Annotated in this window: 21 protein-coding genes; 12 read left to right on the top strand and 9 right to left on the bottom strand. The window is 40.6% G+C overall.

Annotated elements, in window-relative coordinates; all coding sequences use genetic code 11:
- The first annotated feature begins 316 nt into the window (after positions 1-316).
- Genes xdhA through C727_RS0114965 form a run of 8 tightly spaced genes read left to right on the top strand, consistent with a single transcriptional unit; the run spans position 317 to position 9,747 of the window.
- The gene (xdhA, locus tag C727_RS0115000) at positions 317-1,798 is read left to right on the top strand and encodes a xanthine dehydrogenase small subunit (RefSeq protein WP_026052748.1); all 1,482 of its coding nucleotides are present in this window, start codon (positions 317-319) and stop codon (positions 1,796-1,798) included.
- Entirely contained in the window at positions 1,785-4,130 is a 2,346-nt protein-coding gene (gene xdhB / locus C727_RS0114995; RefSeq protein WP_017446470.1) for a xanthine dehydrogenase molybdopterin binding subunit, read from the top strand. The genes xdhA and xdhB overlap by 14 nt, the downstream gene beginning before the upstream one ends.
- A complete protein-coding gene (gene xdhC / locus C727_RS0114990; RefSeq protein ID WP_017446469.1) occupies positions 4,123-4,968 on the top strand; it encodes a xanthine dehydrogenase accessory protein XdhC in 846 nt (281 codons plus the stop codon). The genes xdhB and xdhC overlap by 8 nt, the downstream gene beginning before the upstream one ends.
- On the top strand, positions 4,968-6,335 hold the full coding sequence (gene allB / locus C727_RS0114985; protein WP_017446468.1) for an allantoinase AllB: 1,368 nt from the start codon (positions 4,968-4,970) through the stop codon (positions 6,333-6,335). Before xdhC ends, allB begins: the two co-directional genes overlap by 1 nt.
- Positions 6,332-6,841, top strand: a complete 510-nt coding sequence (uraD, locus tag C727_RS0114980; protein WP_017446467.1) for a 2-oxo-4-hydroxy-4-carboxy-5-ureidoimidazoline decarboxylase — start codon at positions 6,332-6,334, stop codon at positions 6,839-6,841. Before allB ends, uraD begins: the two co-directional genes overlap by 4 nt.
- Entirely contained in the window at positions 6,838-7,182 is a 345-nt protein-coding gene (gene uraH, locus C727_RS0114975) for a hydroxyisourate hydrolase (RefSeq protein WP_017446466.1), read from the top strand. The genes uraD and uraH overlap by 4 nt, the downstream gene beginning before the upstream one ends.
- A gap of 1 nt (position 7,183) precedes the next feature.
- On the top strand, positions 7,184-8,536 hold the full coding sequence (gene guaD / locus C727_RS0114970) for a guanine deaminase (RefSeq protein WP_017446465.1): 1,353 nt from the start codon (positions 7,184-7,186) through the stop codon (positions 8,534-8,536).
- Positions 8,536-9,747 carry a urate hydroxylase PuuD gene (locus C727_RS0114965; RefSeq protein WP_017446464.1) on the top strand — a complete coding sequence of 404 codons (1,212 nt, stop codon included), beginning with the start codon at positions 8,536-8,538 and terminating at the stop codon, positions 9,745-9,747. The genes guaD and C727_RS0114965 overlap by 1 nt, the downstream gene beginning before the upstream one ends.
- Here the strand turns inward: C727_RS0114965 and C727_RS0114960 are convergent.
- The 5 genes from C727_RS0114960 to C727_RS0114940 all read right to left on the bottom strand — a co-directional run bounded on the left by C727_RS0114960 (position 9,744) and on the right by C727_RS0114940 (position 14,272).
- The gene (locus C727_RS0114960) at positions 9,744-10,046 is read right to left on the bottom strand and encodes a hypothetical protein (RefSeq protein ID WP_017446463.1); all 303 of its coding nucleotides are present in this window, start codon (positions 10,044-10,046) and stop codon (positions 9,744-9,746) included. The genes C727_RS0114965 and C727_RS0114960 overlap by 4 nt on opposite strands.
- The gene (locus tag C727_RS0114955; protein WP_040459371.1) at positions 10,046-10,993 is read right to left on the bottom strand and encodes a family 16 glycosylhydrolase; all 948 of its coding nucleotides are present in this window, start codon (positions 10,991-10,993) and stop codon (positions 10,046-10,048) included. Before C727_RS0114955 ends, C727_RS0114960 begins: the two co-directional genes overlap by 1 nt.
- Before the next feature lie 118 nt (positions 10,994-11,111).
- Positions 11,112-12,701: an ABC-F family ATPase gene (locus C727_RS0114950; protein WP_017446461.1), complete on the bottom strand. Its 1,590-nt coding sequence runs from the start codon at positions 12,699-12,701 to the stop codon at positions 11,112-11,114.
- Positions 12,702-12,807: 106 nt separating this feature from the next.
- Positions 12,808-13,686, bottom strand: a complete 879-nt coding sequence (locus C727_RS0114945; protein WP_017446460.1) for a LysR family transcriptional regulator — start codon at positions 13,684-13,686, stop codon at positions 12,808-12,810.
- 124 nt (positions 13,687-13,810) lie between these two features.
- Positions 13,811-14,272, bottom strand: a complete 462-nt coding sequence (locus tag C727_RS0114940) for a YkgB family protein (protein ID WP_017446459.1) — start codon at positions 14,270-14,272, stop codon at positions 13,811-13,813.
- A 261-nt stretch (positions 14,273-14,533) separates the two neighbouring features.
- Between C727_RS0114940 and trxA the strand changes: the two genes are divergently transcribed.
- Positions 14,534-14,851 (top strand): thioredoxin, encoded by a 318-nt coding sequence (trxA, locus tag C727_RS0114935; RefSeq protein WP_017446458.1) that lies wholly within the window; start codon positions 14,534-14,536, stop codon positions 14,849-14,851.
- 94 nt (positions 14,852-14,945) lie between these two features.
- The gene (locus C727_RS18655; RefSeq protein WP_017446457.1) at positions 14,946-15,557 is read left to right on the top strand and encodes a patatin-like phospholipase family protein; all 612 of its coding nucleotides are present in this window, start codon (positions 14,946-14,948) and stop codon (positions 15,555-15,557) included.
- Between the two features lie 221 nt (positions 15,558-15,778).
- On the opposite strand, the gene C727_RS0114925 is transcribed toward C727_RS18655, so the two are convergent.
- The 3 genes from C727_RS0114925 to C727_RS0114910 form a co-directional block, all read right to left on the bottom strand.
- Positions 15,779-16,597, bottom strand: coding sequence for a hypothetical protein (locus tag C727_RS0114925; protein ID WP_017446456.1), 819 nt, complete (start codon positions 16,595-16,597; stop codon positions 15,779-15,781).
- Between the two features lie 160 nt (positions 16,598-16,757).
- Positions 16,758-17,141, bottom strand: a complete 384-nt coding sequence (locus tag C727_RS0114920) for a hypothetical protein (protein WP_017446455.1) — start codon at positions 17,139-17,141, stop codon at positions 16,758-16,760.
- Between the two features lie 568 nt (positions 17,142-17,709).
- Complete coding sequence (locus tag C727_RS0114910) at positions 17,710-18,729, bottom strand: NAD-dependent epimerase/dehydratase family protein (RefSeq protein ID WP_017446453.1); 1,020 nt, start codon at positions 18,727-18,729, stop codon at positions 17,710-17,712.
- A gap of 334 nt (positions 18,730-19,063) precedes the next feature.
- On the opposite strand from C727_RS0114910, the gene C727_RS19795 reads away from it, so the two are divergent.
- Entirely contained in the window at positions 19,064-19,216 is a 153-nt protein-coding gene (locus C727_RS19795; RefSeq protein ID WP_237742331.1) for a phage integrase N-terminal SAM-like domain-containing protein, read from the top strand.
- On the top strand, positions 19,158-19,448 hold the full coding sequence (locus C727_RS20030) for a site-specific integrase (protein ID WP_420196324.1): 291 nt from the start codon (positions 19,158-19,160) through the stop codon (positions 19,446-19,448). Before C727_RS19795 ends, C727_RS20030 begins: the two co-directional genes overlap by 59 nt.
- A 908-nt stretch (positions 19,449-20,356) precedes the next feature.
- On the opposite strand, the gene C727_RS0114895 is transcribed toward C727_RS20030, so the two are convergent.
- Positions 20,357-21,430, bottom strand: coding sequence for a DUF4113 domain-containing protein (locus tag C727_RS0114895; RefSeq protein WP_237742363.1), 1,074 nt, complete (start codon positions 21,428-21,430; stop codon positions 20,357-20,359).
- Positions 21,431-21,474: the final 44 nt, after the last annotated feature.

Raw genomic sequence — 21,474 nt, 5'->3', positions numbered from 1 at the left:
AATTTTGATCCCAATTCTACTTTCTTTTCGCTTTTGCCTACCAGAGCATGTACTCCAGCTATTTAAAAATGCAAATTAGTATTACAAGTTGCAACGTTGAAAAAATATCATTCTGTGCCCCTGAATCCCCTTAATCGCTATAATCTTTCCATTTATCACCCACCTTAAATTTATTACTGACCAATCGGTCAACCTTGGTATGACTTATGCAAGATGTTGACCAGATGAATAAGATTTATCTCAGTTAATTTTGATGATTCAAAAGTACTTGAGGCCCCATATTTAACGGGCGTTCTAACAACATAGAGAGGTCACTTTGATATCTTTTGCATTGAACAATGAATGGGTGAACATTAAAAACCTTGCACCAAACCTCAGCATACTGGACTGGTTACGCACCAAAAACGGGAAGTGTGGAACCAAAGAAGGCTGTGCTTCCGGTGATTGTGGTGCTTGTACTGTACTCATCGGAAAATATCAGAATGGACAGTGGAAGTACCAGCACATAAATGCCTGTTTAATGTTAGTCGCAAGTCTCGACGGAAAACACCTGATCACCATTGAAGGCGTATCTGAGCAGGTAAAAACTCAGGGCGGTGAGCTACATCCAGTGCAACAAGCAATGATTGAGTGCCACGGCAGCCAATGCGGCTTTTGTACCCCAGGTTTTATTATGAGCTTGATGGCTTTATACCTTAATCATAAAAGTTACCCAGGTAAAAATAAGGTTATTCAGTATCTAGGGGGTAATTTATGCCGCTGTACCGGCTACCAACCAATTCTAATGGCAGCAGAACAGAGCTTTACCTATCCCCGCCAAGAACTGAATATAGAATCTATTCAGCAGAAATTAGCACTATATATAAAGCAGAAAACGGAAAATGCCGAAATTGAACTAAGCGATGGAGAAACGGGAAGATTCTTCATGCCTAATCATCTAACGACCCTGCTTCAACTTAAAGTTCAATATCCTAAAGCAAAGCTGTTTGCTGGCGGCACAGATTTATCTCTTGAGTTTACGCAAGCATTAAAACAACCAGAGACTATTATAGGAATCGCTGACGTGGATGAATTACGTCATACGCAATTTGATTCTAGTGGAATATTTATCGGGGCTGGGGTTCCTTATGCAGATTTTATGGAAGCGTTCTGCCAATATTATCCAGAAGCACACGAGCTATTTGAACGTTTGGGATCAGCGCAAATACGCCACTCGGGTACTTTAGGTGGCAGTATAGGCAACGCCTCTCCCATTGGCGATCCTGCGCCGCTTCTAATTGCCTTAAATTGTGAAATAGAATTAACCAGCCTACGTGGTAAAAGACGTCTGTTATTAGAATCTTTTTTTATCGATTACAAAAAGACCAAACTACAAACCGATGAAGTCATTACCGGCTTTTACCTGCCCCCTCGAGCGAATAACCTTAAGCTTGCTTGTTATAAGGTGTCAAAACGCATCGAAGATGATATTTCAACTGTTTGCATGGTGCTCGCATACCAAACAAACCAACAGCAAACAATAATAAACGCCCGTTGTGCTTTTGGCGGCATGGCGGCTATCCCAAAACGTGCTTTTCACGCTGAGCAGAGATTAATTCAACAACCGGCTAGCTTAACAACATTCCAACAGGCGGGTGAACAAATTACCAATGACTTCACTCCTTTATCTGATGTTCGCGCGAGTGATAGCTACCGGCTATCGGTGGCAAATAACCTATTTACCCGGGCTTGGTACGAGCTAGAAGGCCGTATCGACGTATCTAAACCTCAGACAAGGATCAAACATGCGGCACTTTAAAATAAATCATGAGGAAATAAAAAATGGCACCGTAGGCCGTAGTGTCAAACACGAGAGCGCAAGCGCTCAAGTGACAGGTAAAGCTATCTACATAGATGATAGACATCAGACCAGCCAAATCTTGCACGGATACCCGGTTATGGCAAGCGTTAGCAGCGGCACAATTGAATCAATTGATACTAGCGAAGCGTTAAAAATACCAGCTGTATCATGTATTTTATCGGCCGATGATATACCCGGACAAAATGATGTAGGCCCTGTGTTTAAAGGCGATATTTTACTCGCTGAAAATGAGATTTTTTACCATGGGCAGCCGGTTTTACTTGTTGTTGCATCTAGCTACGAAGCGGCTCGAAAGGCCGCACGTAAAGTGGTGATTAAATATCGGCAAACACCTCCGTTATTAGATATTAAAATGTCTATTGCTAATCAAGACTGGGTCAGGCCACCGCATTCTTTAAAAAAAGGCGATGTTGACACAGCATTAGCAAATGCAGCAAACCGACTCGAAGGAGAGATCGCTATCGGCGGCCAAGAACATTTTTACCTAGAAGGTCAGGTCAGTATTGCCGAGCCGACCGAGGAAGGGGGGATTTTTGTTCATTGTTCGACACAAAACCCGACTGAAATCCAGCACTTAGTTGCAAAAGTTTTAAAACGCCCTTTTAACTTCGTAACAGTTGAAATGCGCCGTATGGGCGGTGGTTTTGGAGGCAAAGAAACACAAGCAGCCCCTTGGGCGTGCCTCGCTGCGCTAGCTGCTGATAAAACTCAACAAATCGTAAAAATTAGATTGGCACGCAGCGATGACTTTAGAATTACCGGAAAGCGACATCCATTTTATAACAAATATGAAATTGGATTTACCGACACGGGTATTATTCAAGCAGCAGACATTCAAATCAATGGGAATTGCGGCTACTCAGCGGATTTATCCGATGCCATCGTTGATCGTGCACTCTTTCATGCAAACAATGCTTATTATTATCCTGCCGCTCGGATCCTAGGCAATCGCTGTCGAAGCAATACGGTAAGTCATACTGCTTTCAGAGGGTTCGGCGGCCCTCAAGGTATGCTAACCGCAGAGCAGATTATGGATGACATTGCCTATTATTGCGATATAGAACCATTGCAGGTGCGCTTAAAGAACCTGCTCAGGCCGGGCATGGATGAAACACCGTATGGACAAAAAACCAGCCAGTTTGTAATGGCTGATATGTTGCAAAAACTGGCTGACGACGCCAACTATTATCAACGAAAATCGGAGATCGCTAAGTTTAACCAATCAAGCCCTATTATAAAAAAAGGCATTGCGATCACCCCTGTTCAATTTGGAATTTCATTTACAGTACAACATTTAAATCAAGCAGGTGCATTAGTCAATGTGTACACTGATGGTTCGGTACACGTAAATCACGGTGGCACTGAAATGGGGCAAGGGCTCAACACTAAAATAGCTCAAATCGTTGCACAAGTATTCGGTATTGATTATGAACAGGTACTGGTCAATGCAACACGAACCGATAAAGTCCCAAACACTTCCCCTACGGCAGCTTCAAGTGGCACTGATTTAAATGGTATGGCCGCGCTGAATGCAGCAAATACAATCAAACGTCGTTTATTCGATTATCTTGAAAAAACCTATCATGTCGATCACACAAGTATAATGGCGAGTAAAAATGAGGTTCACTTTGGCGAGCAGAAAATACCATTTAGCAAACTCGTTGAGCAAGCCTACCTCAACAGGATCTCGCTATCAGCGACTGGTTATTACGCCACCCCAGAGATTTATTACGATCGTGCGACAGCCAGTGGCCACCCGTTTTTTTATTACGCCCACGGTTGTGCTGTAAGCGAAGTCGAAATTGACTGCCTAACCGGTGAAAGCACTGTGACACGCACTGACATTTTGCATGATGTCGGTCATTCGATAAACCCAGCAATTGATAAAGGTCAAATAGAAGGCGCCTTTATTCAAGGCATGGGCTGGTTAACGACAGAAGATTTAATCTGGCATCAAGATGGACAGTTAGCTTCCGCGTCTCCTGCCAACTACAAGATCCCCGCAATCGGAGATACACCGGCCATTTTTAATCTCTCGTTATACGATTCGGAAAACCCAGAAACCACGGTATTTCGTTCAAAAGCCGTAGGCGAGCCGCCGTTTATGCTTGCAATCAGCGTTTGGTGTGCAATTCGTCATGCATTAGCTAGCCTTACCCAACAACGCTTTGTGCCAGCCCTCAACGCACCAGCAACCCCGGAGGCTATATTAACCGCGGTGATAGAAGCAAATAATTGGAATAAAAAACAAGGATGCAACCGTGACTAATTTTTTAAATCAAAATCAGCAAGGATTTAATACTCAAAATTGGTTGCAAGCACTCAATGAACACCAATCTAGACAAACCGCTTGTGTACTCGTCACTGTATTATCAACGGATGGTTCAACACCACGTGAAGCTGGTGCCAAAATGTTGGTCTCTACAACCGCAATTTATGACACGATCGGCGGGGGCCATTTAGAGTTTGAGGCAATCAAACGTGCGCGCAAACAGATACAAGAGCAAAGCAATAAACCGATTGTTGAAAGCTTTCCACTCGGTGCTAAATTAGGTCAATGCTGCGGTGGCAAAGCTCAGTTATTGTTTGAATACTTTGCTGGTTGTCCGCTGCAACTCCATATATTTGGTGCCGGTCATGTTGCCCAAGCACTGATCAAAATTTTAGCCGGACTTCCGTTAAAGATTTATTGGGTAGATAGTCGACAAAGTGTATTTCCAGAATATATTCCGCCAAATGTTGAGCAAGTTATCGAAGAAGAACCTGAATTCCACATTAGTCAAGCGACTCCCAACAGCGCTTATTTGGTGCTGACTCATAACCATCAGCTGGATTTTGAATTATGCCAAAATATCTTAAAGCGCGAAGATGCTCGCTGGCTAGGACTGATTGGCTCACAAACTAAAGCAAAACGATTTCATTATCGACTCCAACAGTGCGGGATAAATTCAAGGCAACTGGAGAAATTGCAGTGTCCTGTCGGTCTGCCGGAGATAAGTGGTAAAAAGCCAATGGAAGTCGCCGTTTCAATTGCCGCCGAGTTAATACAGCTATATCAAAATGTTGCACTTGAGCAACCACGCCATAATAAAGAGGAATCCTGTTAATGACTCAAAGTATTATCCAACTTAAAAGCCAGCAGGTAATTTTACCCCATGGCGCGCGTCCCGCAAGCATTTTAATACAAGACGGTACTATCATTAGTTTGCAGGACTATGATTATGAGGATCAAAAGGTTTCGCAAATTTATGATTACCAAGATGCAGCGATTCTGCCCGGGCTCGTAGACAGTCATGTTCATGTTAATGAACCTGGTCGCACCGATTGGGAAGGTTTTGACACAGCGACCCATGCCGCCGCAGCGGGCGGTATCACCACAGTCATTGATATGCCACTTAATTGCATTCCTGTGACTATCAATGCCGCCGCTTTTGCTGAAAAATTGGCAGTGCTGGATGACAAGTTATTCATAGACACAGGCTTTTGGGGCGGTGCCACTGCCGACAACTTTGTCGAATTACCGGAGTTGCTAAATAATGGTGTTTTTGGAGTAAAATCTTTTACTATCTATTCAGGTTTGGAAGAGTTCAAAGCAGTTAATCGTGATCAGCTTTTGAATAGCATGCGCGTAGTCGCTAAACAGGGACTCCCCCACCTCATTCACGCTGAATTAGAACCAGAGGGCACTAAAACAGCGAGTATCGGAAAAAGCTATCAGAGCTTTTTAAAAACCCGCCCCGCCGATTGGGAAACTAACGCGATTGCCATGGTCATTGAGATCATGCAAATTTTGACCAAAGAAGGCCTAAAACCGCATGCCCATATAGTGCATTTAAGTGCGGCGAGTGCCTTGCCAATCATCAGATCAGCACGAGCTTCTGGATTGAATTTAACGGTCGAAACTTGTCCCCATTATTTAGTGCTGCACGCCGAAGCTATTCCCGATGGCGAAGCAAGCTACAAATGTTGTCCGCCAATCCGTGAACAAGATAATCAAGCCTTGTTATGGCAAGCATTAAAAGATGGCGATATTGATTGCATTGTATCGGACCATAGCCCCTGTACCCCGCAGTTAAAAAACATTGACTCCGGTGATTTAGAAAGTGCTTGGGGCGGAATTTCTGGCCTACAGTTTGGTTTATCACTGATCTGGACTGAAGCAAGGCATAAAGGGTTTAGCTTGCTCGAGATAACAAAATTAATGGCGGAAAAACCAGCCGATTTATTAGGTTTAACCCACAAAGGCCGTATTGAAATCGGAGCACAAGCAGACTTTTGCATTTTTGCGCCAGATCAAGGATATACGATTAACGAACACTGTATCCACCATAAACACAAAGTTTCCCCTTATATCGGTCGCAAGGTCGACGGCGTCATCAAAGCCACTTGGTTGGCTGGACGACCAATATACGCAGACGGCGAATTTTGTTCTCCATCACGTGGCAAAGCCTTATTAAAAGGAAGATATAAATGACATTAGAAGATTTTAATGTACTGCCTGAAGCTGCCGCCCGTCAAACATTAACTGATTGTTGTAGTGCAACTCAATGGGTTTCACAAATGTTGGCTAAACGCCCGTTTACTAATGTCGGACAGTTCCACGACACTAGCGCGAAAATCTGGCGTTCGTGTACTGAGACTGACTACTTGCAAGCGTTTGAAGGACATCCTCAAATCGGAAATATGGCCAGTTTAAAAGCAAAATACGCGCGCTCAGCAAGCTTGTGTAACCATGAACAATCCTCAATGCAACAAGCCGATGAAGAACTCATACAACAAATGGCAGATCTCAACCAAGCCTACTTAAAAAAGTTTGGTTTTATTTATATTGTATATGCGTCAGATAAAAGCCCTCAGCAAATGTTATCGCTACTCAAAGAGCGCTTAACAAACAGCAGAGCGATCGAGCTCAAAATCGCCGCCGCCGAACAATACAAAATAACCCATTTAAGAATTAATAAATTATTAGGCTTAATATGATCACTGATTGCAGCATATCAACTCACATTTTAGACACTCACCTTGGACGCCCTGCTCAAAACGTGCGGGTCAGTTTGTATCATTATTCTGACGATGAATGGAATTGCCGAGCAACTGAGTTTACTAATCAAGATGGCCGAATTAAAAATTGGTCACAGGCAAATTCACTTTCATTTGGATTGTATAAGTTAGTTTTTGAATTAACACCCTACTGGCAGCGGCAGCAACAAGCAGAGTTTTTTCCGCAGGCAGAGATTTGTTTCAGAATCACTGATGCTGGACACTACCACATTCCACTGCTGCTTGCGCCCTATTCCTATTCAACGTATCGAGGAAGTTAAAATGTCAAAATACCGTTTAATATTAGGTGATATGTTGGATTTGATAGCCGACCCCAGCGAGATTGGAGACGCCGCTGTTCGTTTGTTTTCGCCTGGCGCTTTATTACTAAAAGATGGCCATGTGTTAAAAGTGGGTTTGGCTGAGCAATTAAAAGCTGAATATGCCGACATCTTAGAGAGCGAAAATTGCCCAATCGATGACCATAGCGGCTGTTTAGTGGTCCCCGGATTTATCGATACACATATTCATTACCCACAAACCGAAATGATTGCCGCTTACGGCGAGCAACTTCTAACTTGGTTGGAAAAGTATGCGTTTCCAACTGAGCAAAAATTTTCCAGTCGCGAATACGCGTCGAAAATATCAGAATTATTTTTGCAACAACTGATTAAACATGGCACCACAACTGCAATGGTTTTTGGAACTGTTCATCCTGAATCAGTGGACGCTTTTTTTAATGCCGCCGCAGCAAAAAACCTACGGATGATCTGTGGCAAAGTTCTAATGGACAGAAATTGCCCAGACGAACTATCAGATTGTGCCGAAAGTGGTTATCAGGATAGTAAACTTCTAATAGAAAAGTGGCATGGTAAAAAGCGTTTGAGTTATGCTGTCACGCCCAGATTTGCACCCACTTCGAGTCCAGAGCAATTAGCTCGCTGCCAACAGTTATTGGCAGAATACCCAAGCGTTTATCTGCAAACACACTTATCAGAAAATGAGCGGGAATGTAATTGGGTTAGACAATTGTATCCTCAATACGAAGACTATCTTGCTGTGTATGAAGCCTACGATTTGGTCAAAAAGCGTTCTATCTTTGCTCATGGCATCCACCTGAAACCTCGCGAATACCATGCTTTAGCGGAAAAAGGGGGCGCAATATCGCACTGCCCTACGTCAAACCTCTTTATCGGTTCTGGATTATTTAACTTAGGTGCTTGCCACGAATCTAAAATCAAATTAGGGATGGGAACGGATGTTGGCGGTGGTTCCAGCTTTTCGATGCTCCAGACCTTCAATGAAGCATACAAAATACAGCAATTAAAAAATTACAAAATGTCGGCATTTGATGGTCTTTACCTAGCAACTTTAGGTGGTGCAAAAGCGTTAGATCTTGAGCATACACTGGGTAATTTTATGCCAGGTAAAGAAGCTGACTTTGTAGTATTTGATGAGCATTCAGATCCCTTTATTCGGTTTAGGATGGCCCAATGTACAAGTCTTCACGAGCGTTTATTTAGTCTTATGATGCTCGCTGACGATCGGCAAATAAAAGAAACTTACATTATGGGTCAAAAGCTTAAGAGCCAATGGTTCCCATCGAATAGCAAAAATATAGCGGAGGCATGTTAATGGAGACTTATATTTTTGAGGTTTTTCACCTTATCTTCCGCTACTTTCATATTGTGGCAGGTATCGCTTGGATTGGTGCATCGTTTTATTTTGTTTGGTTAGATAACAATTTGCAAGCGCCACCTATCGCCAAACAAAAACAAGGGATTCAAGGCGATTTATGGGCCATACATGCTGGCGGGATATATGAAGTTGCTAAATACTCATCAGGGCCAAGCAAGATGCCAAAACACTTACATTGGTTTAAGTGGGAAGCCTATAGCACTTGGATTTCTGGTGCCCTGCTTTTTAGTTTACTGTATTATGTTGGGGCCGATGTTTATTTAATTGATGTAAGTAAAAATCCATTAGAGAAAGTCTTCGCCATTGCCACATCCGTTGCTTTTATCGGTGTGGGTTATGCCCTCTATCGTGGATTATGCAATACTAAATTGCTTTATCAAGGCCGCTTATTTTTGGTCGTTGCCATGGCTATTTTAACCCTGTGGACCTTTTTACTTGATCAGTTATTTTCTGACCGCGCAGTTTATATACATATTGGTGCGCTTGTAGGTACGTGCATGGCTGGAAATGTTTTTCACGTGATAGTCCCCAGTCAAAAATATATGGTTGAAAGCTTAAACAACCAAGTTGAACCCGACCCGTTGCCGGCGACACGGGCTAAACTTGTGTCTATTCATAACAACTATGCGACTTTACCCATTTTGTTCATCATGTTGAGCAACCATTTTGCGTTTACTTACGCCCATGAATTTGGTTGGCTAATCTTGATTGCTATTTTTATCGTTGGCATGTGGATACGTCACTTTTTCAATTTAAAAAATCGTGGCGTGATTAAACCTTGGATATTAGTGACAGGTTTAATCGCTTTTTTATTACTTATGGCAAGTATTGCACCTTGGCCCACCATCAATAATTCACAGCAAAATAATCAGCAAGCCGCCCTCACGGTTGACGACGCAAGTGCCTGGAAAATCATCAACCGCCGCTGCACCGAATGTCACAGTGCTCAACCAACGTCGACTATGTTTAAAAGTCCACCGAGTGGTTTTATTTTAGACAATATTACGCAAGCGAAAAATGTTGCTGCTTTAATTCATAATAGGGCCGCTATTTTAAAAGATATGCCATTGGGCAATTTAACGCAGATGACTGATGAAGAGAGAACACATTTGGCACTATGGTTTAAAACACTTTCTACTAAACCTTAATGCCAATTAACCTCAAGGTCAAAGCTCAGTTGCTTGTGCGGATTAAACAGAATGTTTTCCGCCGCAAACTGAGCCTTGATCAGAGCTAATACTCTAGGCCCATGCGGCGACGATAAAAATTGATTCAATCGCACGCTATCACTAAAAATTAAAACAACGTTCAAACTACTCGGAAAACGCTGGTAATCGACTAAATGAGTCAGCCAGCAAAATCCATCAATGCCTTTTAAATGGGTTTCACACACATCGGTCAGTAGCGTGACAATCTGTTTTTCTAATTTTTTATCAGTTTTACGCATTATCTAGTTAGTTGGTAAGTCCGGATCCAGTCAATATACATCTTATTTCGGCTGACATCCATTAGATCACTTTTAGAAGGAGAGATCCCCTTACGAGCACGCCAAACGTGATCTTCCATATCAAAAATAATCCGCATTGGGCGGTCAAAATAATGACCTTCGGGATCAGTAAGATCTGTACGCAAACTCAACTCGCGAACCGCTTTCCCATCTAAAAAAAACTGCATTTTGGTCGGACTTAACCATAAAAAGCCAAAGCGGTGAAAACTTGAGTTTAGTTTATCCTGTTTGGGCGTTTTAAAATGCTTTTGTTTATGGCCATAATCATCCAGCATGGCATTCGTTTTAGGATCTCGCTTAAAAATATGGTAATTAGTAGCCATTAAACGAACTTTACGCTCATCATCTCCGTATGTTTCTGTAACGTCAATTTCATTTCTATCATCATCACTTAATAACCAAAAGTTATTGGCTAACGCGAGATCTGATACTTTCATGTTAACTTCAACATAAGCTGGATAGCTTAAGACCTGTTTCGCAGTAACAAACCCTGTATAAATTGTCTTTTTGGTTTCGAAGTTACCATAATCAACCGTTTTTCCTTGTTTGTCGGCTGGTACTGGGGCAGCTGTTAGCACCAACTGGCCTGCTTTGATAAAGCTGTGCTCTGCACTAAAATAAGTTGCGCCAGGACCTTTCCAACCACGAATATGATTATCGTGCCATTTTTTAAAAAACTGCTGGTTCTTTTCGCTATAATTAAAATCATCTGAAATGGCTGGATTTAATTGCCAATTGCCATAAGTCAAAACGGCTTCTGGCAGTGGCACTTTGTTGGCAAACGACAACTCGCTTGCCAAACGCTCATGATTTAGATCATCTGTACTTTTTCCTGCGCAGCTCAGCAAACAAGTCGCGGCGCAAACAATCAAAATTTTCTGCAACATGGTCATTCGTCTCAAGGTGATGTTAAATTTATTATAAAAAGTTAACAGTATAATATCACCTATGTCGATTGAATGATATACAAAACATTTAGATCAAATATGAATTAAACAGCTTGGTTCAATCCGCTTTTGCGGCCAAAAATGCTTCGTAACCACCGGCAAAATCAGTATAACCAGGCCCGTTAAGCTCTATCACCCGGGTGGCTAAACTAGAAACAAACTCTCGATCATGGCTAACAAAAATCAGGGTACCTGGGTACTTTTTAAGTGCAATATTCAACGATTCAATCGACTCCATATCCAAATGGTTGGTCGGTTCATCCATCACCAAAATATTCGGCTTTTGCATCATAATTTTACCAAACAGCAAACGCCCTTGTTCACCACCGGAACAAACCTGAACCGATTTTTTAATTTCATCTTGAGAAAACAATAAACGTCCCAAATAACCTCGTACAACCTGGTCATCATCTCCGGCTTGTCGCCATTGGCTCATCCATTCAAATAAATTCATATCTTCTGCAAACTGATCGGCATGATCTTGAGCGTAATAACCAATATTGCTATTTTCAGACCACTTGATCTCACCGGCATCAACTTCTAACTCATTCATTAAACATCGTAAAAATGTTGTTTTACCAATACCGTTGGGGCCAATCACGGCGATTTTTTCGCCCACTTCAGCCAGCAAATCAATATTCGACAATATCTTTTTGCCGTCAAAACTTTTATTCAATTGATTGATTTCAAGTGCATTCCTAAATAATTGTTTTTCTTGCTCAAACCGAATAAAAGGATTAACCCGGCTTGATGCTTTTACATCATCCAGTTTAATTTTTTCAATTTGTTTCGCTCTTGAAGTCGCTTGTTTGGCTTTTGATGCATTTGCCGAAAAACGCGCAACAAAATCTTTTAACTCCGATATTTGTGCTGCTTTTTTGGCGTTGTCGGCTAATAAACGTTCACGAGCTTGAGTGGCAGCTAACATGTATTCATCATAGTTACCGGGATAAACTCTAAGTTCACCGTAATCCAAGTCAGCCATATGAGTACAAACCGAATTTAAAAAGTGACGGTCATGCGAAATAATGATCATAGTTGAATCACGCTGGTTTAGTGTTTGTTCAAGCCAACGTATCGTATCAATATCGAGATTATTGGTCGGTTCATCTAACAATAAAATGTCAGGCTCTGAAAAAAGCGCTTGTGCCAGCAATACCCTTAATTTATATCCAGGCGCCACCTCACTCATAGGCCCAAAATGTAATGAAACATCTATACCAACCCCCATTAGCAACTCACCAGCTCGGCTTTCGGCAGTGTAACCATCCATTTCAGCATATCGAGTTTCAAGTTCAGCCACCTGCATACCGTCTTCTTCGCTCATCTCTGCTTTTGCATAAATGGCGTCACGCGCTTCTTTAATTTGCCATAGCTCTGCATGCCCCATGACAACTGTGTCTATCACTGAGTATTGCTCAAACGCAAACTGATCTTGGCGCAATTTACCTATCCGCTCACCAATATCCAACGCCACATTCCCTGAGCTGGGTTCTAAATCACCACCTAAAATCTTCATTAAAGTGGATTTGCCACAACCATTCGCACCAATCAGACCATATCGATTTCCGCCGCCAAATTTGTGAGATATATTTTCGAATAACGGCTTAGCGCCGAATTGCTGGGTGATATTATTTGCAATTAACAAAAGTAAACTACCAATTAGGGAAAATGATGCATAGTGTACGTGGATTTACTCATTGAATAAAGACAACTGAGTTGCATAAATTACTGGCATAAACAACCTCGTTTATTTAGTCGATTTCTAAACGGCCGATATTATCTTGGAAAAAGTCTAAAAATATGCGTGTTTTTAACGGAATGTCACGGCTTTGGTATAAAACACTGAGTTCTTGAGCAATAGGAGCGCTTGTTAATTCAATTTTTTGCATTTGACAATTTAGTTGACAGGTATAATTAGGCAGCTTAGCCAAACCCAGCCCCCTTTGCACCGCTTGGCGGCGCATTTCAGGGCTAGAAAATATCACTCGCGGCGTCACTGGTACAGCCTGCAATTGCGAACCTTGACGAAAAAACCAAACATCATCTTTGTGGGCTGAAACACTCGCAACCTCGGCAAGGTCTTGAGGCACTTTATAACTCGAACAGTCCCAATTGGGCGGCGCATAAATAGATTGCGGAAAACTTAACAAACTTTTTGCAATCCAATTTGAAGCAGGCAACGGCCCTTCATGTAATACAAATGTAATATCAAATTGTTCAGTAGGACTAGGTTCAGGCTGAGAATAGTGGGCACAATGTAAACATATCTTTGGGTATAACAGGGCAAACTCAGCTAATAACACACTCATGATTTGATTAAAAAATTCAAGTGGCAATAAAATATTTAACTCGCCTTTGGGTTCATTGACTAAACCGCTTACTTCTTCTTCAACCTTTGATAAAGCGTCAATATGGGGTTTACTGGCTCGATACAATAAAAGTCCTGACTCCGTTAAACTTTGCTTGCGAGTCGTTCTTCGTAATAGAGTATTACCTACACTTTGTTCAAGCTCCGACAAGTGGCGACTAACTCGAGATTTTGGAACTTTTAAATATTTAGCAGCTTTACTCATTGATCCTTGGTCAACTAAGGTCACAAAATATAAAAGATCATCTAACCGAGTATGCATCGAGCAACCTAATTTAATTGATTTAATTAAAATGCTATCAAACTTACTCAGTTAGCTGAATCATTAATTTAAAAACCGCTAAAATTACTGCCCGAGCTTACAAAAAGGAATAGTTAAACACCAGTTAGACAAATTTACGATTCGCTGATGCAGATTCAATAACTAAAAAGGCAGAGAGTGTCAACAAGACTATATCTTTTAATAAAAACTGGCCCGGCATTACCGTAATTGCCGGAAAGCCTAATTCAGGTTCAACAATACCTGGGGTTGTAAATAAAAAACTTGCTGTTAGTGTAAAAGTCGCAGTTGAAGCCAGCGCACCTAACATGGCTAAGTTTGCTTTAAAAAAGCGGCAGGATAATAGAATCGCAATACCGATCTCTGCACTTCCGATTAAATAAGCCACCTGTTGCACGGTTAAAAAGTCATATAACCAAGCCACTATTGGACTATTACTGACTAATCCTTGAATGGCGTTTGCTTCATAAGCAGTAAACTTCATCCCGCCAAACCACAAATAAATAATAATCAAACTAATATATAACGCACTGACGGTTACTGCCGGAACTTTTGATTGTCTACTCATAAAAAACTCCCAACAAAAATTAAATAAAATATCGGCTGATTACTCAACTAGCCACTCAGTTTTACGATCTAAAGCTTTGATAAATTTAGTCTGACTTTTGAAAGGGGGCAAATCAGCCGTTAAAAAACTGGTTTCACTTTCATCAAAGTGGTGTCTCCTCTTATTATTCCATTAATAGAACAATGATTTTCATTAATACGGCTAATCAGTTAATACTAACTTGGTTACAATACACTCACTTAAACAAACTGGGAGTCAAATATGTCTAAAGTTACTAAAATTTCTCAACAAAATTTTGCCGATGAAGTTAAATCGCATCCAGGTAAAGTCCTTGTAGATTTTTATGCCGATTGGTGCGGACCTTGTAAAATGGTTGCGCCTGTCCTTGAGCAGCTGGCCGCGCAAGACGATAGCATTAAAATCGTGAAAGTAGATGCTGACGATGCCCCTGAATTGATGCAGGAATATGGCATTAGAGGCATACCGACTCTATTATTATTCAACAACGGTGAAAAAGTCGCGACTAAAGTTGGCGCAGTGCCTTTGGCGCAGCTTAAAACATTTGTTGATCAAGCATAATATAATCTATTAAGGGCCCTTACCTTTTTAGGGCCCTCATTCAGGTTTACAAGCTCGCAGCAACAAAATTAGGCAGTCAAGTTTTGCCTCAGGAATGAGTCTAGCTAAGATAGAAGCAACCATCGATAAGGTAGATATGTCGGATATTGCTGATTTTGTTGTCTCATCAAAAGGGCTAGTCAACGGTAAAAGGCTGTCAGATTGGATTAACACTCAAGTAGAGTACGATGATCTGGCAGCTCTGCCCATTCCTGTCGCAGTGACAGAGACAAATCTAACCACCCAAGAAACCGTCATGATTCGTTCTGGAAACCCAGGTCATGCCGTGCAAACCTCATCAACGATCCCGGGAGCAATTGTACCTGTGCACAATCAAGGTGATATTTTGTTAAATGGAGGGGTGTTTAGCGTAGTTCCAGTATACACTGCTAGAAATTTAGGTGCTAAAAAAGTCATCGGCGTTGATATTTATTGCCACAACCAAACAGCTCCAGAAATCTCTGCCAGTAATATTACTCTCGCTGCTTTCCGAATGCAGAGTTGTCGTTTATCTCAAGATGAGTTGAACAGTGCTGATGTTGTAATAGCACCTACGTTTGAACCGAGTAGCAGCGGTGCATTTGATGAAAAATCACGGGCGATTAAAGCAGGATACCTTGCCACAAAAGAGGTAATGCCCAAGATAAAAGCTCTACTGGTCAAGTAGTTTCTGTCTCATTTTAGGGCAAAAATAATTTAGAGCTGAACGACGGATCTGTGCCAAAAGCGGAAGTTTGGCTCTAGGATATGTAATGTCGGCTAAAGCCAGATAGCCGACTTAATTTTAATACGGAAATACAAGTTTAACGCAAAGCTTTGGGGCAGCTGAAGCGCAGCGTAAGCCGCCCCAGCCGCGATAGCGGCGACAACAGCGCCTTTTTATGTTTTTTATTTTTTAAACTTTACTTCAACAGAATCTCTCGGAAGGGAATAAATACCACCAACAGTTCTGATATTAACTCGGTTTGCATCGCTAGGTATTAGATCCCCTACCATTTCAATGTTGAACCTTGGGCTAACAAAATCACTAATAAACGTTAATGCTTGTTCTGTTTTTAGACTTCCTTTTCTATCTTCAGAATATAAGCGAATTAACTCATCAAAGCCGTTTTCTAATGCAGATTTCAACAGAGCATATTCTTCCTGACTTACCCCGTCGGCAATATCTGATTTCGCCATTTTTAACGAGGTTTGATACATGTACTTTCCAAGCCAGTTACTATTTTTACCCGGTTCGGTTTCTACAATAAGAGCAGAAGCAAAAAGCAGCTGTTCATTTTCTGTTTTAGATACATATATATAAGGACTTAACTTTATTGAATCAGCATTGCCACTTGTAAGCTCAAATTGGTGCTTATCAGTTGATCGTTTGAGTAATTCACTAGGATTAAACACCAACTTTTCTTTTAAAACTTCAACATCATCTTCAGTATTCGATTTTATCGCAGCAGTATTTGCCATTACACCAATTGGACCTAATAAAATTCCAACTCCAGCTCCGCCGCCGCCAAAGTTTTGTTGGTATAAAATATCTCCACTTTGATTTAAGTGCATTAGTGTATGATTAGTTTGTGCTAGTAAATCAGATTTAGCTACTTCATGTGTTACATGGTTTGTGGCAATCGGTGGTGGTGATTGATACTTTACCGTAGCACAACCAGTCATAAACATACTTACTATCGCTAGCACTATAAACTTCTTTTTCATTCTTTTTATTTCCTTTTTATTGATAAATAAAGCTAGATTAACTTACAAAAGCATAACTTTTAAATAAGGGGCGCATACATGTGGGGCATAATTGGCGAAGCCGCCCCACGTGTATGCGTCCCAGCGAACGAAGTGAGTGACTTGATTTTTTTGTTATGTCTCATTGGTAAAAAACTTCCTTGAACAGGCTTGGAGCACAAGAGTCTTTTAAGCTGACTACTACAAAGTGCTTTCTCACAAGTCCTGCATCTATTTCATACCACGCCATAGCTCGGTTATCTTCTTCATACAAATCTAAGGGGAAGATGAAGGTTGGTTCCTCAAGGCTGTCTGATACCAGCCATACTGAATAAGAACTTTGACCTTCAATACTCTCTGGTAATTTTATAGTTACAGAGAAGTTCGAATCTCTAAGGGTTGTATCAATAGTAACTTTTTCACCATGTTTGAAATTAAACTGCTCGCGCATTTCATCGGTGACTATGCAAGATGAGGCAAGACAGCCAAAATTGACTAATAGAAGTAGTAAAAAAGTTAACCGCATTTATCAATTCCTTCTGAGACATAACGCCGTGGTTTGGGGCTGGCATGGAGCGCTAGCGGAATGACAGTCCCAGCCGCAGGCGACAACACCACCTTGTTATGCGTGACTACCACGGAGCCGTCGGTTCCTGAATTGAGCACGCTGATGTTAACGTGAAGCTTTCAACTGCCCTCTGAACCTCCCCGACAGCACCAAAACGCCATTTTTTGAAACTTTCTACAATTGCGAGCCTAAGAGGTTCAGGACCAGACTCTACTAATATGTTGGTGGGCATTCCCATTTTAAGTGAGAAGCTGACAGAAAATGACGCGCCATCACATAGCTTCCTGTTTTCTCCTGCAATTTTTGGGGAAACCATAACATGTACCATCCCTTGTGGTGGGCAATAATTGTGCTCCTGACATGCATCAATTGCCTTAGCGAAGCTCGATACAAAAATAATCAAACCAATTAGTACCCGCATAGATCTCCATACGCATAACGCCCGCATAAGCGGAACAAAATGCTTGGCTAAAATTGGTGAGGTACGAATCAAGGCAAGCTTTTGGGTTCCGCCTTAATGCGATTGTTAAATTTTAGTCGCTCGTTTTTTGCTAATAATGTCTAGCTCTTTTTCTAATGATAGGTGTTCTTTATTAAGATAAGGTAAAATTCCATTCTCTACTTCACATTTTTCAATCCAATTACAAAAGCTATGAATTGTGGAGTTAATATCACTTAAAGTTAAACCGTTACGTAAAGCTTTTTTGTTACAGACATTCATGAACGACGCGTCATTTGTTCCAGACTTTCGATAGAGCGGTAATTCACGAAAAGTAAGTTCATTTTCGTCTAACTTTACCCACACGCCATTATTAAAGCAGATTTTCTCACAAAATCTTGACCACTGCATTCTATGTCCGGCCAAATTGAAATTTCCATAAATCTTATTTTGAATTACATTTAATATAAATTTTGACATGTCTCGAACATCAACAAATTGTATATAATCGGTCCCGTCTCCAGGCAACAAAGATTTTTCATTACTTCTACTTCTTAAAATCCAATAGGCCAATCGACCAGATAGATCACCTGCACCAACTACAACTTGGGGTCGAATAATGGTATGGTTATTTTTAAAAATTTTTTCTATTATTTTTTCGCAGGAAACTTTAAGTCTTCCATAAGTTTCATTATTAATCTCAGCAGGATCTCTAATTAGATACTCTACTTTTTCACTTTCTTCAGTTAAAGGAGTATCTTTCATAGGTTTAAAAACCCGAATAGCACTTATGTAAACGTAATGTTTGATCTTGTCAAAAAAACACGAAACAGATTGGTTTACAGCATTTATTGTATACCCGCTTAGATCAATGCATACATCCCACTCCTCACCACAGGCACGAAGGGCTTTAATATCAAAATCTCTATCCCCTAAAAAGATTTTAACTTGGGTTGGAAATATATTTTCTTTTAATCCACGACTAAAGACGCTGACTTCATGATTGTTTTCCAAACACATTTGAACAATATGTCTGCCTATAAATCCAGTTCCACCTAAAACTAAAATCTTAACGGCTATGCTCCTAAAATTTAACATCTTAATCATTAGAAGAGCGTATAGAACTTTTTAACATTGAGTCTATAAATGCCATTCTAATGCAGTTTAAATTAATCATTTCATAAACTTAAGCATTAACTCGCCCAAAAGCAATAAGAACTTTTAGGAAAGAAACCGAGCCAACTTGCATAACGAGCCAAATATAGGGTCGTTATTCAAACTCATTGTAATAAAAAAAACAAAAAAATCATATTATTAAAACATTTAATTTGCATAAAACCGATACCTTGTTAAAAAACAAAGCGAGAATTAATTTGAGTTTTTGGCATACCTCTATTATAACTGTATAAATAAACAGCAATATTGATTGGAGGATTTATTGGTGGCTAAATCTCAATTTATCGAGTCAATTAGAACTGAACTCAGAACCAAGCATTATAGCTATGCAACCGAAAAATCTTATTTGCATTGGGTTCGTGCCTTTATTCGCTTTAACGGTTTTAAACACTCAAGAAGCCATGTTAATTATTTCTAATCTGTCGGGTAAATATCAAATCATAGCGAGTCTATTGTTTGGTGCTGGCTTAAGAATAAATGAGGCACTCAGATTGCGAATTAAAGACATTGATTTTCATATGTTATTGGTTCTAAATTTGGTTATGCTCGCAGCCCGCTTGATCTGGCATACTGAAGTCTTCAAAATTCTGATAGAAAACCAAGTGTCTACTTTGAGTCTGAGAGTCGACGCTCAACCAAAAGCTAACTAAGATCTGCTTCTCGCTCATTTCTGACATTGGAGTGGTTTAATGTCTAATTTGATCCCCACGCAAAAGCATAGTATTAGTTTTTGATATCAGCATTGCCATATCCGAATGGGTACTCATAGTTCGTGGGTTAAATTTACGTTACTTACATGGTACATGAGCATTATTCACCATATTTAGCTTTATCTTTATATAGGTGTATCCATAATTTTAGTCGAATCGCGCTATAACTATCCTTCAGTACCCACAGTAAAGTTCAAACGCCCACACAAACTACCTATGTAGCAAACTAAAAAATAATTCCCTTATGACCGAAAAGTTCTGACCCGAAAAGCCATTTTCCATGCCAAAAAAGCCAAAAATTGGCTTTTTATGACCTAAAAGCTCCCCCAAAAAACACTTTTTTATAAAATTCGAAAATATAAATAGGGTAAAAACAGTTCTCTAACAATCACTTACATTTTTTTATTTATTTTCGATTTTCAGTTTTCTGCTTTTGTGGTATTATTATAACTATTATAACCATTATAACTGTTATAACAAAAATAAGGTGACAGATTACTACCAAGCAATGGCACCCTTTTAAGAGGCACTGAACTGGCACTTGATGGCACTCCAAGTGCCATGAAGTGCCAGTTCAATGCCATGAAGTGCCAGTTCAGTGCCACACCCGACTATCATTAAGGGATTCGTTAATTGTTATTACATACCCTTCGTTGTGTAAGACCAAGATTTTCGTGAATAACCTCTGTACTCACCAGCATTAGATTTGAAAGGAATTACTAGCCCCATAAAACGAACATTGGATTGACACTTGAGCGGATCCCGGACGAGGATTTTGTATTCTTGAGGTTAATCGACTTCTGGCACTTTTATCGCAATTGAGCAGCCTAAGCGCGCAAACAAAGGTATCAACAACTAATTTGAGGTATATGCGCCCATCTGGTGGTGTATTGAGGCGACAGAAAATCTCTTCTCATACGCCACTTTTCGGTCATACTGCTGCTTGCGGTAAAAGTTGTCCCTATGCCGTATCTGCTGTTTATTTGATCATATACCTGCATAACCGCAGGTTTATCTAAACTTTTGTCGAGCAGACTAAGCTGTGTGAAGCTAGCAGTGTGTAACTCTATCGCGCCTATACCGCACTTAAAAAACTGTACATTAGGAATGAATAATTTTTCTAAAGTGCTACTGACAGCGTTCGCAATGACAATAGTGTCAGAAGTTGGCATCGCAAATTCATATAAAAAGCTTCGCTTTATAAACTGAGTGTCATAAGGTGAATTGTGAGCAAAGATCATTAGCTTTTTGACCAACGCCCCCTGTTTTCTGAGTTTTCGGCCGACAATATCAGCATGTGCGTTTAAAGCTGTTTTTAAACTGTATTTATCAGTAATTCTCTTTCCGAAACTTCGGGTTGAAAAAATCTCTCTCTTATCTTGCTTCACATCCTCCCAGCTGAAACAAACTTCCCCATTTAACTCTCTAACTGTCTTTTCGAGTACAATACTATGAAATCTGCGCATTTGACGCGGCGCTTGCTGAGCTAGGTCATACGCATTCTGTAAACCAAGTAGTTCCAGCTTTTTAGATAACTTAGAGCCAATGCCCCAAACGTCTGATAATTTCATTTGCTTTAAAATGGATATAGCGTCGTTTGCATCCTTAATGACAGCAATCCCCTCATATCCATCAAGTTTTTTAGCTGCGTGATTAGCCGCTTTTGCAAGCGTTGGTGTAATACCAAAGCCTACACCAACTGGCAATTTTACTTCTTGCCATACTGACTGCCGTATTTCCCGTCCTAATTCATGCCAGTTAACTTGCCCGGTAAAGTGCAAGAAAGACTCGTCAATACTATAAACATGCTGATTGCTGCAGTAACGACCAATAATATTCATCATTCGATCGGATAAGTCGGCGTATAATTCATAATTGGAAGATCGTACAACCACGTTGTGCGTTGCCAAATAATCTTTTATCTTAAAATAGGGTTCAAACTTTGGGATCCCAAGTTTGCGCGCGA

The sequence above is a fragment of the Gayadomonas joobiniege G7 genome (assembly GCF_000300815.1).
GTDB classification, from domain to species: Bacteria; Pseudomonadota; Gammaproteobacteria; order Enterobacterales; family Alteromonadaceae; genus Catenovulum; species Catenovulum joobiniege.
The sequence above is the reverse complement of the archived record's forward strand: the minus strand, read 5'-3'. Positions and strand labels throughout refer to the sequence as shown.